Origin of the sequence: Paenibacillus sp. S-12, from assembly GCF_030363895.1 — a bacterium.
Classification (GTDB): Bacteria; Bacillota; Bacilli; order Paenibacillales; family Paenibacillaceae; genus Paenibacillus_B; species Paenibacillus_B alvei.
Genome location: NZ_JASIUF010000022.1, coordinates 356,938 through 373,299, shown reverse-complemented (window position 1 = coordinate 373,299; position 16,362 = coordinate 356,938). Strand labels below are relative to the sequence as shown.

Sequence of the window (16,362 nt, the reverse complement as noted above, 5' to 3'; positions counted from 1 at the left end):
AAGCTGATTATTATCTATGTATTGCTCATCTTGATTGCAATGCAACTCATAGGCGTCTATTTCGTCAGTTCCATGAAGCATACGCAGACGACCAACTTTACGAAGGAGCTGCAGAACACTGCAGAGCTTATGTCTATTTATGCCGGTCAGACGCTGAAAGGCGATGAAACACTGGATGATGAGCAGACATTGGAGGCGCTGAATAAGTTCGTGCGTAGCTTCATCAATATGAACGGCGTGGAGATTCAGGTACTAGACGTAACCGGAAAGGTACTGACGACATCTGTGCCAACCCATATGGAATATGTGGGGCGTAAAAATACAGAAACGGTAGTAAATCGAGCGCTACAGGGAATGCGGGATAACCAAGAGGTCATTATTGATGAGGATAACGTGCGCAAGCAGGTGTTGGCAAAGCCCGTTTACTCCAGTGGGAAGCTTGTTGGCGCCCTGTATATTGTCGCTTCGATGAAAGAACTGTATGCGACGATTGAGGGAATCAATCGGATCTTCCTCTCCGGGATGGCAATTGCGCTTGGATTGACGGCTGTTCTCGGGGTCATTCTAGCCCATACAATAACACAGCCGATCAAGGAAATTACGAAGCAGGCGACAAAGGTGGCGGAAGGGAACTTTGCAGGTCAGGTTCCTGTAATGGGCACTGATGAAATTGGTCAGTTGAGTGAAGCCTTCAATTACATGACCCGGCGCTTGCAGGAGGCGTTGAACGCCAATGAGGAAGAGAGGGAGAAGCTTACTTCCATCCTGACGAATATGAGTGACGGTGTAGTGGCGACGGACGAGCAGGGACAGGTTATCCTCGTCAACAGACGTGCATGCAAGCTGCTTAATGTAAAGCAAGGCGAAGTCGAGAGCAGCCATATTGCCGAGGTGCTTCGCGTGCCACAGGAGCAGATTGATGAGATGGTGAATGGCAAGCTTAATTGGATGCTGCTACCTCGGACAGAAGCGCATGAGGGGGATGGGGACAGTGAGACAATCTTGCGGATCTCCTTTACGCCAGTTCATCGCCGTGGAGAAGGAATGACGGGCTCGATTGTTGTCCTGCAGGATGTGACAGAGCAAGAGAAGCTAGAGCAGTCACGTCGTGAGTTCGTTGCGAATGTGTCACATGAGCTTCGAACGCCGCTAACGACGATTAAAAGCTATGTCGAGGCGTTGGGTGACGGTGCGCTGGAGGAGCCGAAGCTTGCAGGTCGCTTCGTCGGTGTCATTCAGAATGAGACGGAGCGTATGATCCGTCTTGTGACCGACTTGCTGCACTTGTCGCGTCTTGATTCGAAGCAGGCAAAGCTGCGCAAGCAGGTGACAGATATGACGGAGATGCTGGAGGACGTTATTGATCGATTCTCCTTCCAGTTCCGCAAAAAGGGAATCACTGCAGCAGTGGAAATCGCCCCAGACATCGGGAAGGACGGATCAGTGATGATTGATCGGGATCAGATTGATCAATTGCTGGACAATCTCGTGTCCAATGCAGTGAAGTATACGCCAGACGGTGGCGAGGTGAAGCTGGTTGCTGGGTTGGATGATTCTCGCAGTATGCTGCATGTATCGGTACAGGATAATGGTCTAGGTATTCCACAGAAGGATTTGGAACGAATATTCGAACGTTTCTATCGAGTAGATAAGGCACGCTCACGAAATATGGGCGGTACGGGACTTGGCTTGTCCATTGCCCGGGAAATTGTGCGAACGCATGGCGGGGATATATGGATTGAGTCGGAATGGGGCTCAGGTACTGAAATTACCTTCTCACTTCCGTTGACCTTGATGAATGCGGAAGGGAGTGAGGCAGGCGAATGATTGAGCGCATTAAGACGCTGTTGCTGACATTTCTAGTGCTGTTAAGCTTGCTGCAAAGCTTCTTTCTCGCATACAGCATGCCGAACTTCGACGTACGCAAAAAGTTCACTAGCGACTATATTATGACGGATCCGCTTGGTCCAGAGGAGAAGGTTGAGAATCTGGTGTTCCCGGAGCAGCTCGTGCTTCACCTAGGAGGGAACAAGCATACGGTTCTATATCCAGGCATGACCTTCTATAACATTATCGTCAAACGGCTGCAAGGACGTTCGTACGATGGATTCCAGTATCGTTCAGTCTCTGCGGTAGATTGGGCTCGCATTCGTGAGGAGAACGAAGGGGTAGAGCTGCTGTTCCACACGCCTATTCCGGTAAAGCTGCTGCAGAGGGTGTTCCCGATCGGCGATGATAGTGTACTTATGAATGAAAGCATCCGTCGAATCTGGTTGTATACCACGAAGGATACGAAGGAAGTCCGCGTCTTCTTCTTCAATGCGGAGGGGGACGCTGTCTATGAGTCGACCAGTGCGAACTTGACGGAGCAGGATGTGAAGCAGCAAGTCGAATTCGGACGGGCCTGGACGCCTTATAAGCTTGTCGATGGAGCGTATTATGTTCCTGAGCAGCCTATTGAGATGCAGGAGGTTACACTGCCGTTTGACCGAATTACGGCGGAGCAGATGCAGCGCAGTTTGTTCAATGACCCAACCGTAACGAAAAATATTGAGACTGGAAATTCTGAGATTTATACCGATGTTAAACGGGGGCTTGAAGTAAACCGTGGATTACAGTGGCTCATTTATTCCGATCCAGTTGTACAGACAGAAGGACAACAGGATATCACATCAGATGTAACCGCAGCAGTTCGGTTCATTAACCAGCATGGCGGCTGGAATGGCAGATATCGTGTTACGATGCCTGACAATATGAAGCGGGATTCGTTAAATGGAGCAGCCAGTGAATTAGGAACAGCAATCCGGTTCCAGCAGTATTGGGGCTCTTACCCGATTGTAAATACAAGCCGATTCCGGTTTGGCTATATGCAGGTCACGATGCAGGAAGGCACGGTTACGAGCTATGAACGATCTCTTGTGCAGCTTCATCAGCGTGCAGCGAAAAAAGAGATGCGCAAGTTGGCGATCGGCGATGCATTAATCAAAAAGTTGAAAGAGCTTAGCAAGGAGAAGCCGATATCAGCCATTGATCCTGTATATGTTCCGATATTAGGGAAAGACACGGTTCGACTGCTGCCTGCATGGCAGGTGAAGAACAAGGATGGAACGACTGCATTGCTCGATGAGGCTGCAGGAAAGTAAAGGGGATATTGCTCATCAGAAGGGAGGAGTCACATGGATTGGAGTCGGGCGAAGAATATATTGATCTATGCTTTTCTGCTGCTCAATATTGTGCTGGGCTATCAGCTCTGGCAAGAAGTACGCGACCAAATGCATTCCGAGCTGGATTGGACCTCCCTGTCTGACGCGGCAAAGAAGATGATGGAAGTGAAGAAGATACAAGTGACGGCTAAGATTCCTTCGGAAACTCCGGCCTTACGTGAAATTACGTATCGATTCCTGAAGCGCGGAGAGCAGATTGAGCCGCTTAAACAACCGCAGGATACGAAGATTGTATTCGCAGAGAACGATTTGATCAAGTCGCTTCAAGGGGACATTCCTCATATCGAAATGTACCGATATGACCCGTTGACCGGTCGGAATGGCACCTTCGTCTTACATCAGCGGCTGCCGAACGGGCTGCCCATATTCGAGGTGACACTGGATCTCGTGCATAGTCAGCAGAAGATCCAAGGCTTCCGGCAGCAATATGTGGAGCTGATTGAGGCGAAGGAAAGCAAGGAGCAAAAAATATTGCCGGCTTCTCAAGCTTTGGAGCATGTCATTTTGAGTGCTTTAATGTCTGGAGCTGTCGTTAAGGATGTACAGCTTGGCTATCACGGTCAAATATTCGATGCGGCCAATACGCAGGTGGCGGCGCCATCATGGCGCATCCTGTTGGAAAATGATGAAGTCTATTATGTGAATGCGATAAGTGGGGCGATTGATACGCCGCAAGAAGGAAAGAAGGAGAACGATAGATGAGTTTGCGATTTTCGGTATTGTCGAGTGGATCAACAGGCAATGCAACGGTCATTCAGAACGAGGATGCAACGGTGATGATCGATGTGGGCCTGAGCTGTAAACGGACAGAGCAGCTCCTGGAGGAGCAAGGACTTTCCGGCAAGCAGATTAACGCCATATTCGTTACGCATGAGCATTCTGATCATATTAAAGGTCTAGGTGCATTCTCTCGCAAGCATAATGTGCCGATCTATGCCAACGAAAATACTTGGGAAGCACTTGAGAAGCATGTGGGTGAAATCGCAGAGGAAAATCGGATTGTTATGCAAACCGGCGAGGCGCGCGACTTTGGGGATTTGCGTGTAGAATCGTACGGTATCTCCCATGATGCTGCCGAGCCGGTCGGCTATAAGTTCTATGAAGGCGAAACGAAGCTGAGTGTTACGACGGATCTTGGCTATATGAGCGATAAGGTTCGCGATGAGATTATCGATTCCGATGTACTTGTGCTGGAATCGAACCACGATACGGAAATGCTTCGTATGGGCCGATATCCATGGAACATTAAGCGGCGGATACTCGGGGATATGGGCCATTTGTCCAATGATGCGGCAGGCGAGGCGCTGTGCGAGATTGCGACAGGCAATACTCGCCGTGTGTATTTGGCCCACTTGAGCTTGGATCACAATATGATGGATCTCGCCCGCTTGACGGTGAAGGGAGTCATGGAGGACAACGGCCATTTTTTCAAAGAGAGCGAATTGCAAATAAAAGACACGTATTATAACAAGCCTACGGAATGGGATACGGTTCACGCGAAGTCTGTGGTGCGTCTGTAAGCCATCTATCAAGGTCATTGGCCTTTTGGGAGATATCCTCTTGTGTAATCAGACCCTTCTCCACGAGCAGCTCCATAAGGGTAGATAGTGCCAAGGTGAGACGGTATTGGTCTTCCTTCATATCAGCGAGTTGACCGACGAGGTCGATGTCTGACCAAATTGGGTTAGTTGTCGTCATAAATCGATAGCTCCTTTCGATTAGGGAAGGGATATTGTTCTCTCAACTTCCTGTTTGTATGATAGAATATGTACAAGCTTGCAAATCTAGTACATTTCTTTTTACATGACAAGCTCATAGTATGCATTAATATATAGTGTTGACGATTTTCAGCCATATCATTCCATGGTGATGATGCTGCTTAGGCATCGATTCAACGCGTGGATCGATCCCGGTTGGAGGGTTGAGGGGAGTTGTTCGGATGAGCTTGTTTGATGATGATTTTTTCTCGACAAAGGTGTCTGGCAGGGTAAAGCGAAGATGGCAGGAACGTGAAGCAAGAACGGGATGGATTCTGGGCAGATCCAATTGGTCTGGCCGCAAATGGTCTACCGTGCAAGTAGCTATCGTAAGCTCGGTAGTCAGTGCCTTGTCAGCGGTTATTGTATATAGCTGGATCGTAGGGAGCGGCACGTCCCCACAGCCTGTAGCAGTCAATACTGCGGGAACAGTTGATCCCTATGATCGGATTGTATCTGTAGCGGATAAGGTTGGCCCCGCAGTCGTCAGCATTGTCAATGAGCAGAAGCGATTAGCGGCACCTGAGACCGAGGATGAGAAGGATACGAATCTGGGATCGGGTGTAATTATCAAGCGCGATGATGGCAAAGCGTTCATCCTGACAAATGAGCATGTTGTGCAGGGAGCAGACAAGCTGGAGGTCGTGCTTTCGAACGGACAGCGCAAAAATGCAGAGCTCGTAGGCAAGGATCGCGTGATGGACGTTGCGGTTCTTCGCATTGATGATGCAGGTGTAACAACGGTTGCGGAGATTGGGGATTCACGGCAGCTGCGCCTTGGGGAAACCGTGGTGGCAATCGGCAACCCGCTCGGTCTCGGCGGATCTCTGACTGCTGGTATCGTTAGTTATACGAAACGGCTAATCCCGGTCTCCCTAAACCAGGATGGCGTATATGACTGGGAGCAGATGGTCATCCAGACGGATGCAGCCATTAATGAAGGCAATAGCGGCGGTGCGCTCGTAAACTTGCAGGGACAGGTCATCGGCATCAATACAATGAAGATTGCTACGACCGGCGTTGAGGGTCTTGGATTCGCGATCCCGACGAATGAAGTGATGTCAATTGTGAATGAGATTATGAAGAATGGCAAGGTGGTTCGGCCTTACTTGGGCGTCTATACGATCGATCTGACGAATCCTTATGCCCCAATCACAGAGGAGCAGCGCAATGATCTGAAGCTGCCACATGAAGTGAAGAACGGGGTCATTGTACTGGAAGCCACAGGGCCAGCGAAGAAGGCGGGATTGAAGCTGAATGACGTGATTATCCGCTTCGATAATGAGGCCATTGGTCAAACCCGCGACCTGCGCAAATACCTATATGAGAAGAAGAAGATCGGGGAAACGATGGAGGTTCACTTCTATCGTGAAGGCAAGCTGATGATGACGACTGTACAGCTTGAGGATAAGCCGCAGCAGGGCGGATAAACTAATCAATGTCCATTGATGGGGAAAACAAAGGTCTTTTCCCCGTACTTGTCCTATTTATGTTATGATGGACGTAATAATACAGCAAGATTAGCGAGAAAGAGGGAACGACATGTACGTAGTCTGTAAAGAGCATGTAGAATTGGCAATTGACAATTTTGTAGATGAGTTCGAAGATGCGCCTGATGTAGTCGATTTGGATGGCGTAGAATTCAGTGATTGGGAACGGCCAATCAAGTGCTGTATGGATTGCGAGCAAGAAGCAAAGTTTCTGGTCGTGTAGTCTTGTCGTTGGGCGTATTGGTCTGTGCAGCAAGACAGGGGCTAATTCGTTCATACGGTTCAATAGAGTGTACACAACAAGGGCGCTGCCCCCGAGGGGGATACGCCCTTGTTTTTTTGCGTTAGTTGATTAGGAGTGAATGGCAGTAAGTTATTTTACATTCAGCTTGTCCTTAACCTTATCCGGCAACTCATCCTTGCTTATCTCTTCGTAGGCAGTTACTCGTTCCTCATCTTTGACATAGACACGTAAAAAGGCATGTTCTTTAAACTTGCGATTTTCCCCTGTTTTCATAAAAGTAAGCTTTTTCTCATTGCCGTTTTCATCAAATGCAGGGAGTGTATACTCACCTTGCTCATTTGGATCGCCAACAGTTTGGACATAATATTGCTGCTTGCCGTCTCGATTATAGTCACAGCCGACAAGAATACTTGCAAATAAGGTGATGACTGCGAATAAAGTGATTATTCTCTTCATATGTGGTTACCTCCGGGTTATCCATATTCCTGAGTCTTATCATAACAAGTACAAGAGGAAGGACAAATCGATTTACCCAACAGCATCCTTACAGTTATGTCATGTGTCTCGGAGAATATAGAGGAGTGAAAAGAGGGATGACAGCCATCTGTAGAAATAGTCAGCGGCTGGTGATAACGTGGATGAATATGTGGATAAGAAATAGTGGGACTATGGAGAATAGTTATCCACATGTGGATAGCCAAAAACAAAGAGCTATGGGGCATTGAACGCTTTATCTGGCCGAAAATGTACAACGATTTCGTTTAGTAAGCCTATTTAGAGAGAGGACATGCTATGCAAAGCAATAGGGAAATTTCTTCTTGCAAAAACTAATAACATTAGTTAATATATAATTACAATTAGTTAGAAGGGAATGGTCATTCATGCGTATGCGTAAGCAAGGTCACATCTTTCAACTGTCTTTCCTTCCACGTTTGTTTCCGGTGAATTGTTATTTGGTTGAAGAGGAGCACGGACTGACATTGGTGGATGCTGCTCTTCCTTATAGTGCAGTTAGTATATTGAAGGCAGCTAAGCAAATTGGAAAGCCGATTACACGTATCTTGCTTACTCATGCACATGATGATCACATTGGTGCTCTGGATGCCTTGAAGCAAGAGCTTCCTGATGCTCAGGTATTGATCTCTGCTCGTGATGCCAAACTGTTGGCAGGGAATCGAACATTAGAGGCTGGTGAGCCTGTAACACCAATTCGCGGTGGTGTACCGAAAGAAGGGGCGATTCGGACGAAGCCGGATGTTTTCCTGCAAGATGGACAAAGGATAGGATCTTTACGCGCTGTGCTTGCACCAGGCCACACACCAGGTATGATGGCTTTCTATGATACAAGGGATGGAGCTCTGCTTGCGGGCGATGCTTTTCAGATTCGGGGAGGGGTTGCAGTGTCGGGGATGTTCAAGCCACTATTCCCATTCCCTGCAATGGCGACTTGGAATAAGGAAGCCGCATTGGCGAGTGCATGCAAGCTAATAGCATTGCAGCCTACCCTGCTTGCTGTTGGTCATGGGGGAATGATTGTGAACCCGGTTTCTGTCATGGATCAAGCGATTCAGGATGCAGAGCGGAAGTGGGGAGTTGTACCCATGAGCAGCAAAATCTTGGAATAGGAAAACGGTTACAAGCGTTCTGTCAATGAGATAGGGCGCTTTTTTGTGTCTAAAATGTGTTGTTTCTTGCAAATTCATTTTACTGGAAGTATAATAGCAAGAATGAATGACCAAAATTCACGATCAGTTCTGTAGTTCTGAAGCCTGTTCAAAATCGCCTCTTTGCGGAAAGGAGGAATTATGATGATCGTTGATCGAAGAACGAGAATAATAGAGGCAGCAACACAGTCATTTTCACTATATGGTTATAAAGGCAGCACCATGGATCAGATTGCGAGACTTGCACATGTTGGAAAAGGTACGATTTATCGCTTTTTTCCGAATAAGGAAGAGCTGTTAGAAGCGATTATGAAAGGGTTCATTCAAGACATTTTGGAAATTGCAAAGTCGTCTATCCAGCAAGGTGCAACCTTCTTAGAGAATCTGCACCGTACGCTTCACAACGTATTGGAGTTTCGATCCAAGCATGATTTGATGGTCGTTCTCTCACACGAGATGAGGGAAATGGGTACCGAGATTGTAATGTCGAAAATAGGCAAGGTTGAAGATGCGCTCCAGCACTTTGTGAAGGAGCAAGTGGAGCTAGCTATTCATTCTGGAGAGTTAAAAAGCTGCGATGCTGAACTAACGGCTTTCCTATTTATAAGAACCTATGTGGCTTTAGCGGTAGATTGGCCGAAGCGGGCTCAGGCTTTTCATCAAGGCCAGATACCACAGTTGCTGGAATTTTATTTAATGAATGGGGCAGCACAAACAGAATTGCGAGAATCGGATAACGCAATACATATTATTTAGAAGAATGGTGGTGGCAGTGGGATGAAGAACATCTTACGCATTTATAAAACGGATCTTCGCAACATTATAACCAATCCTGCTGCAATTATTGTCATTTTAGCAGTAGTGATTCTGCCCTCCCTGTATGCATGGTTCAATATTCTCCCATCTTGGGATCCGTATGCCAATACGAAGGACGTAGCGGTTGCGGTTGCGAACTTGGATAAAGGTGCTAAGGTGGAAGGCAAGGATCTTGATGTCGGGAAAAAGGTCATGGATCAGTTAAAGGAAAATAACAAGTTAGGGTGGAAATTTGTCACGAAGGAAGAAGCTGTCAAAGGGGTCAACCATGGCGACTACTACGCGGCCATTGTTATTCCTGAGGATTTCTCAGAGAAGATTTCTTCCGTTATTTCGGATCACCCAGAAAAGGCGCAGCTCGATTACTACATTAATGAAAAGATTAACGCGATATCGCCAAAGGTTGCGGGTGCAGGAGCTTCAACGCTTGTATCAAATATCAGCAGCAACTTTGTCGAGACGGCAAATAAAGCAATCTTCGATATTTTCAATGATGTGGGCCTCAAGCTGGAGACGAATGAACCCGATATTAAGAAGCTGAGAGACAACATCTTCAAGCTGGAAGAGAAGCTTCCGGAAATCGAGAAGCTGATGAAGTCGGGCCAAGTGGATATTATAAAGGCAAAGGACTTTGTAAGTAAGGCAGAGTCCGCAATTCGTGTCATCAAACGCTTTGAAAATCGACCGGATTCGGTAATTGCAGATGCAGAGAATCTGATCGATGAGGGCAATGATACTTTCCATAAGGAAGTGCCGGTTGTCAAAGATAATTTGCGCAAGCTGCAGGGTGTCGTCAATGATACATCGAAGGTTGCAGAAAATATTATGAACTCGGACTTCGACCTTGGCAAAGTGGAAACAGAGCTGGCCAAGAAGAGTGCTGAAGTGGAGTCCGGGATGAATTCCTTGCAGCGTGTAATCACGACTGTGGAAGATATAGACCGCAATTTAAGAAATAACGGAATGTTCGATAATGTGCTAACCTCCCTGACTGATGCGAAGCGGGGCGCAGAGGATTTGAAGAATCGTCTGGATGAAGCACAAAGAACAGTTGAGTCTGTAAAATCGATTGCCGACGATAAGCTGAAGGATATTCGAAATAAGGCTATTGATGTAAATAACATTTTGGATAAGGCAAGAGCGAGCCTGAACTCGCAGGTTGCTCCAACCGTAACTAAAGCCTTTGATGAGGCAGAGCGGCTGGGCAAAATGTATCGAGAGCATCTTGGCCAGCTGCAAGAGAAGATTGATCGGGTCAATAAGCTTATTCAAGGCAGTGCAACAGATGCTTCATTATCCGATAAGCTGAATGCAGCTATAGGGGATCTGACTAATCAGCTGAAGCTTACGCTAAGCTCCTTGGAGAAGTATAAGAATCAACTGGATAAGCTTGCCCAAGTGACTGGCGTAGACACTGGCCTGCTGATTGCCCAATTGAAGGGTATGGAGACGAAGCTGACTCTGCTGCAGGATCGACTAGGCAATGGCAAGCAGATTGGCGCTGAAGCTATAGCAAGAGCAAGTGAGGTCGTCGGTCAGCTCATTAATGATTACGATAACAGCATTAAACCACGATTCCATACGATTCGCGGAGACATGCAGGCATTGAATCGTGATGTTCTGAACATGATTGATAAAATGCAGGTCAGCACGCGCAATGTCATTAATTTGGCCGATAAAGTTATGAACCGCAATACAGCGGACAAAGTAATTGATCAAATCAATAACGCGAAGAAGCATATTGATAGCGGACAAAAAGTGGCGGATCAGCTCATTTCTGCTACCGAGAAAATGAAGCAGACGGTAGACGACGGTGCAATTACAGATATCGTCGATAACATGTATAAGCTGAAAGGGAAAATCGCAGACTTGTCGGATATGCTGATGCGTGCAAGTGAAGCAGCAGGCAAGGCGAATCAGCCGACGAAGGATGCGCTGCAAAAAATTTATGATTCTACGAAGGACACAAGCGCATCTATTGATAAAATCGTGAAGAAGATCGATTCGGATGTTGTCCCTGCCTTCGATAAAGGCGTCAAGGATTCCCGCAAAGGTCTGGATTTCATCAAGAACGTGAAAAAAGAAGTATATTCGATGATTCCAGAAATCGAAGCCCAATTAGCCGATGTGAAGGGCAAAATTAATACTGGGGAAGATGGCCTGAATGAATTCAGTGACAAATACCCGGAACTCAAAAAGAAAGTAAAGGATATCGCTGCTAAAATCCGTGAATTCGAAGCAAAAGGCGACCTGGATCAAATCATTGATTTGCTTCGCAAAGATGCTGCAAAGGAAAGCCAGTTCTTTGCAGAGCCGGTACTGCTCAATCAACATGAATTGTTCCCAGTTCCGAACTATGGATCAGCGATGTCACCGTTCTTTACGACATTGGCATTATGGGTTGGCGGCTTGCTGCTTATCTCCATGTTGATCGTGGATATCGAGAACAAGCAAGATTATAAGAGCTACCAAGTGTACTTCGGACGTTGGATGACCTTTGTAACGATCGGGATATGTCAGAGCATGATCGTGACATTGGGCGACATGTTCCTGCTCAAAACGTATGTCGTGCATAAGTTCTGGTTCTTTGCATTCGGGATTTTCATCAGTATCATATTCGTCAGCATCGTCTATACGTTGGTATCGGTATTCGGAAATGTAGGGAAGGCGCTATCCATTGTATTGCTCGTGTTCCAATTGGCAGCCTCGGGCGGTACATTCCCGATTCAAATGACGCCGAAGTTCTTCCAGAAGCTGAATCCGTTCCTGCCATTCACACATGCAATCGGCATTATGCGAGAAGCCGTGGGGGGAATTCTGTGGGATGTCGTAACGAAGCATGTACTCATCCTGTTGATTTATATCGGAATTGCCTTTGTACTTGGTGTAGGCTTGAAGAAGACGATTAATAAGTCTAGTGATAAGTTCTTGAAGAAGGCGAAGCAAAGTAAGCTTCTGTAAGCAGTTAGGCTGAGATTGTGTAAGATAGGGTAACAGAGTCATGCAATTATATATAGCCATATAAGCAAAAAAGCTGCCTGAGCAATCAGGCAGTTTTTTTGGATTTCGTATGGTTCTTGAGTTTGTGCTGGACGATCTAGACTTATGTAGCAATTCCCTCGGTTTGCAGATCCTTCTGAATACGCTTCTCGCGAAACATAGTGAAGTAGCAAATGGATGAGGTTACATAGAGAACTCCTGTAATACTAAAGGTCATCGCATAGCCCCAATAATAGCCGTGAGTCGTTACCAAATAGGATTGCACTGTGCCCATACTTGCCCATCCAAGCATAAAGGCAGTCTGTGTTAATGAATTTGCAATTCCGCGGCGGGAGTCTGAAATTCGGTCAACCATAACGGCGGATTGAATTGGGTTGGCTGCATTCATAAGCGCTTGCCGGAACAGGAAGCTGACGACGGCAATGGAAAGCGCGTTGGTGAATCCGGTCAACAGCAGGAATGGCAGGGATAGCATTTGGAACACGACGATCGCTGGCACCTGTCCGATTCGCTTCACCAGCGTTGGGCCAATAAGCATAGAAATAATCGTCATGACCTGCCCTAACGAGATTAACAAACCGACCATAGTGATGGAAGTGTCGAATCGATTCGTAAAATATAGGTTCAAGTAGGGAACGACTAGCCCAGAGCCTAAGCCTACAAGCAGCTGACAGAAGGTAAGGCGGCGAATGTCGCGCCATTCTGCTGCCGGATTAGGATGTTGAAGATCTTCTTCCTTGCGTTTTGGAGCTGCTGTCCGTGATGGAGCTGCTGGTTCCGTCTCTGCCTGTAAAGCACCTCGCTTGCGCGCTTCCTTCACGGCAAGCAGCGGCAGGAAGGAGATTAATGTGGCGATTCCGCCCAGCATCAATACGGTTTGTAGGCTCGCAACCCGTGTCCAGCCTGTAGATTGCAGTACATCCGCCAAGGCGCTTCCTCCCATGCTGCCAAATACCTGCGCAGCCAAGCCTAGAGCAAAGTGATAACTGAAGAGCTGCAAACGCTGCTCCTTACGGGCATTTTCCGCAAGGAACGGAACAGCAATAACTTGAAAGGCCGACGCAACTAGCCCTGAAAAAACCGCCAATACGTGCAGGTTCGTAGATGACTCAACATAGGAGCGTCCAATGAATCCGATCCCTGTTAGCAGCGCGCCAAGGATGAGAATCTTCTTCCGGCTCGTGCGATCCCCCAGAAAGCCAATCGGGACAAACATCAAAGCCGTAGCAAGAGATTGCAGGCTGATGAGCGTCCCGTTCATGTCATCATTATATCCGAGTGATTGAATATACAAGTTGTAGAGTACCATGAACATACCGCTGCCCACTTGAAAGCACAAGTTGGCGATAAAAAACAGCTTAATATTCCGATCCCATTGCTTCACGTCTGTCCATACTTGTTGAATTAAGCGCATGTTCGTTCCTCCGATTGTCCATGTTAGCATCTTCCATTGTATCAATGGTTCCGCGAACAAGGAAGGGGTCGAATTGTTCGATTTGGGTTCCAGAGCTCGATGCTCTAAGCTTTAAGTTCTAAGCCAGCAGATGTACTATCGAGCGCTAATGGATAGGATAGAATTCATGAGCGCCCTAGATTATACGTACTGTATGGAACATGCGTGCCTGAATGTAAGGCTAGTGAATCAGTTTGCTCTCCTTCGCCTTTCGCACGAACTTGGCGCTTGACCGGTTGAGCGGTGTCTTTAGCAGAAGGCCCATGACGAGTGTAATCGCAACATAGATACACATCATCATCAAGTCGCGCCACACTACATCCCATAGGATACCGCCGACCGCCTCACGCATCATGCTGATGCCATAGGTGAATGGCAAATAAGGATGAATTGCCTGGAAAAAAGGCGGTGTTACTTGGATTGGGAAGGTACCTCCTGAGCCTGCCAGCTGGAGAACAAGCAGCACGATGGCCAACGCTTTGCCTACGTTGCCGAAGACAGATACGAGCGTATATACTATTAGCATGAATACGACGCTTAGCATCATGCCGAAGAGAACGAACCAGAATGGATTGAGCACGTATGCCTTCAACAGATAGCAATCGCCTAGTGTTACAAGCAAGGACTGCAGCAGCGCGATTGTGACGAAGGTGAGATAGCGACCGAAATACACTTGATGATCCTTATATTTTACGCCTTCCTCATGCACCTCCACCGTCAGAAGCGACACCAGGAGCAGGGCACCGACCCATAATGATAACGTAGAGAAGAATGGTGACATGGCCGATCCGTAGTTCGGGATCGGAAACAGCTTATGTTCTTTCAACACGACGGGCTCAGCGAAAAACTCGCTCTCTTTCTCAAAATTGTTTCTCAGCAAATCAATAATTTCATTGATATCGCCACGTGCCTCTAATGAGCGAATTCGATTCGCGATATCCGTCAGCTTGGATTGCGCTTCCGGCAGGCTGTGCTGTATCTTTGCAATTTCCTCACTACCGACCGAAATCAGCTTAGCGGCATCGTTCAGAATTGTCTTTACGTCAGGCATGTGATTCAGTGCATCCTGCAATACAGTCTGAACATTGTTGACGGTACGCTTTGCTGTCTGAATGCCTTGGACAATATTCGGCTTAATCTCATCATCGTACCGATTTAATATGCTGCCCGTAATATCAGCAGTCTCTTTCGCAATCCGATTCAATTGATTAATCAGGTCTGCCGACACTTTCTCACCACGATCTACCGCGCCGGAGATTTGACGCACAGTGGATAATTGCCGCTCCAGCTTATCTCGTATGGATTTCAAGCGTCCTATAGTGCTGCCAAAGCGATCTCCAGGGACAACCCCATTAAGTCGACTGAACCAGCTGCTAAGGCCATCTACAAGAGTAAGAGCAGTATTCAGCCGACCCTCGGCACGATTCAAAGCCTCCTTCACAAGAGAGGGATCGCTGCTTGCATCTTGCAGTAGGGAGGTCAAATCTTGAATGGCCAATGCCGTCTGTTGAATGGAGTTAAGATCCTGCTTAATAAAGGGAGATATCGTATCAATCCCTTGCTCGCTATAATTGAGCAGATCACCAACGCTGCGAGAGAAGCGGGCTCCTTCCTCGGCCACCTGAGAAACGAGCGGGAGATTACGCTGTGCTGAGGCTACAATGTCATTGGCCTTCGCCGTATCGCGCAGTGCCACATCGACAATATGTGTGAGCTCTGGGAACCCTTTTTCCAGCTTAAAGACGAGGTTTTTTACCTTTTCGATGGTCGGGAGCTCATTTTTCAGTTCCACCCCTACATCGTTAAATATTTTAAAGATGGTGCGATTGGCTTCACGAACGAAGTTGGAGCTGACCTGCTCGATGATGCCGGACGCGCCTTTGGCTGTAATTTTCGGTGAAATTGCATTGATCTTCTCATTCACGTAATAGACGATTTCCGCCTTCTGTGGATCATTGGACAATACGGTACCGATCCGTGCGGAAAAATCGGCAGGGATAATAATGGCTGCGTATACCTGTCCGCGTTCGGCGCGGCGCAGTGCTTCTTTCTCGTCCATGAATGTCCAGCCGATCGCTTCATTGGTCTTGAGCGATTCGATGATTTGCTTGCCGATATTGATTGGCTTGTCCATCAGGGTATCGCCCTTATCATTGTTGGCGACAGCAATGGCTACACCCTTGGTGTTGCTGTAGGGATCCCATGATGCCAGAATGTTGAACCATGCATATAGGGAAGGAAGGGCAATAAGGCCCGTAATCACAATAGCGGCCGCCCAATTGCTTGTAATGCGTTTCAGGTCAGTCAGGTATAGGTTGAAGATGGATTTCATAGCAGTTGCTCTCCCGTTCATTTCAAGAATTGACAACATTGCTATCATTGTGCCTATTTTAGGCGAGAAACATGCGATAAAGGAGGTGATGCCTTAAAGCTGGGGGATACAGTGTACGGATTGTGTGGTGATGGGTCAATGCCAAAGCAAGCAAGGGGAATGTGAACAATTTTTAGGAAAGCGCTTGCATAAATAGTAGGGACGAATCATCCGACTCATGTCAGCTAATTTAGAGAGGGAGGTATTGTAACGGATGAAAAAAGTCTGATGCGTACGGGCAGCTCTGCTCATTAAGCAGTACATTTTATGAAGAGAGGGAAAGGAGGTCGGGTGTACGCCTGACTATTAAGATTTGGATAAGATTGGTTAGATCATGACCAGA

At 47.3% G+C, this 16,362-nt stretch carries 13 protein-coding genes; 9 read left to right on the top strand and 4 right to left on the bottom strand.

All coding sequences use genetic code 11. The annotated features are described in order from the left end of the window. The first annotated feature begins 39 nt into the window (after positions 1-39). From walK to NO352_RS21670, 4 genes are read left to right on the top strand one after another with little or no spacing between them, the layout of a single operon-like run. The gene (gene walK, locus NO352_RS21685) at positions 40-1,827 is read left to right on the top strand and encodes a cell wall metabolism sensor histidine kinase WalK (RefSeq protein ID WP_412071093.1); all 1,788 of its coding nucleotides are present in this window, start codon (positions 40-42) and stop codon (positions 1,825-1,827) included. Next, positions 1,824-3,143, top strand: coding sequence for a two-component system activity regulator YycH (gene yycH / locus NO352_RS21680; protein WP_289356755.1), 1,320 nt, complete (start codon positions 1,824-1,826; stop codon positions 3,141-3,143). The genes walK and yycH overlap by 4 nt, the downstream gene beginning before the upstream one ends. Positions 3,144-3,176: 33 nt before the next feature. Then, entirely contained in the window at positions 3,177-3,926 is a 750-nt protein-coding gene (gene yycI / locus NO352_RS21675) for a two-component system regulatory protein YycI (protein ID WP_005545404.1), read from the top strand. Further along, entirely contained in the window at positions 3,923-4,744 is an 822-nt protein-coding gene (locus NO352_RS21670) for an MBL fold metallo-hydrolase (protein WP_005545402.1), read from the top strand. The genes yycI and NO352_RS21670 overlap by 4 nt, the downstream gene beginning before the upstream one ends. On the opposite strand, the gene NO352_RS21665 is transcribed toward NO352_RS21670, so the two are convergent. Continuing rightward, positions 4,698-4,922 carry a hypothetical protein gene (locus NO352_RS21665; protein WP_005545400.1) on the bottom strand — a complete coding sequence of 75 codons (225 nt, stop codon included), beginning with the start codon at positions 4,920-4,922 and terminating at the stop codon, positions 4,698-4,700. The two genes, NO352_RS21670 and NO352_RS21665, sit on opposite strands and share 47 nt — an antisense overlap. Before the next feature lie 241 nt (positions 4,923-5,163). Here NO352_RS21665 and NO352_RS21660 point away from each other — a divergent pair, with 241 nt between their 5' ends. Both NO352_RS21660 and NO352_RS21655 read left to right on the top strand, forming a co-directional pair. Continuing rightward, on the top strand, positions 5,164-6,411 hold the full coding sequence (locus NO352_RS21660; protein WP_268599175.1) for a S1C family serine protease: 1,248 nt from the start codon (positions 5,164-5,166) through the stop codon (positions 6,409-6,411). Between the two features lie 112 nt (positions 6,412-6,523). Further along, the gene (locus tag NO352_RS21655) at positions 6,524-6,694 is read left to right on the top strand and encodes a CxxH/CxxC protein (RefSeq protein WP_005545397.1); all 171 of its coding nucleotides are present in this window, start codon (positions 6,524-6,526) and stop codon (positions 6,692-6,694) included. Positions 6,695-6,844: 150 nt separating this feature from the next. Here NO352_RS21655 and NO352_RS21650 read toward each other — a convergent pair whose 3' ends face one another. Further along, on the bottom strand, positions 6,845-7,171 hold the full coding sequence (locus NO352_RS21650) for a YxeA family protein (RefSeq protein WP_163979195.1): 327 nt from the start codon (positions 7,169-7,171) through the stop codon (positions 6,845-6,847). A 425-nt stretch (positions 7,172-7,596) separates the two neighbouring features. On the opposite strand from NO352_RS21650, the gene NO352_RS21645 reads away from it, so the two are divergent. The 3 genes from NO352_RS21645 (at position 7,597) to NO352_RS21635 (ending at position 12,156) form a co-directional block, all read left to right on the top strand. Continuing rightward, the gene (locus tag NO352_RS21645) at positions 7,597-8,340 is read left to right on the top strand and encodes an MBL fold metallo-hydrolase (protein WP_268622905.1); all 744 of its coding nucleotides are present in this window, start codon (positions 7,597-7,599) and stop codon (positions 8,338-8,340) included. 180 nt (positions 8,341-8,520) lie between these two features. Continuing rightward, positions 8,521-9,135, top strand: a complete 615-nt coding sequence (locus NO352_RS21640) for a TetR/AcrR family transcriptional regulator (RefSeq protein WP_238555787.1) — start codon at positions 8,521-8,523, stop codon at positions 9,133-9,135. Between the two features lie 21 nt (positions 9,136-9,156). Then, positions 9,157-12,156, top strand: a complete 3,000-nt coding sequence (locus tag NO352_RS21635) for a YhgE/Pip domain-containing protein (RefSeq protein ID WP_268622904.1) — start codon at positions 9,157-9,159, stop codon at positions 12,154-12,156. Between the two features lie 142 nt (positions 12,157-12,298). Here the strand turns inward: NO352_RS21635 and NO352_RS21630 are convergent, their stop codons facing one another. Both NO352_RS21630 and NO352_RS21625 read right to left on the bottom strand, forming a co-directional pair. Continuing rightward, positions 12,299-13,609 (bottom strand): MFS transporter, encoded by a 1,311-nt coding sequence (locus NO352_RS21630; protein ID WP_289356754.1) that lies wholly within the window; start codon positions 13,607-13,609, stop codon positions 12,299-12,301. A 220-nt stretch (positions 13,610-13,829) separates the two neighbouring features. After that, positions 13,830-15,980 (bottom strand): YhgE/Pip domain-containing protein, encoded by a 2,151-nt coding sequence (locus NO352_RS21625; RefSeq protein ID WP_289356753.1) that lies wholly within the window; start codon positions 15,978-15,980, stop codon positions 13,830-13,832. Positions 15,981-16,362: the final 382 nt, after the last annotated feature.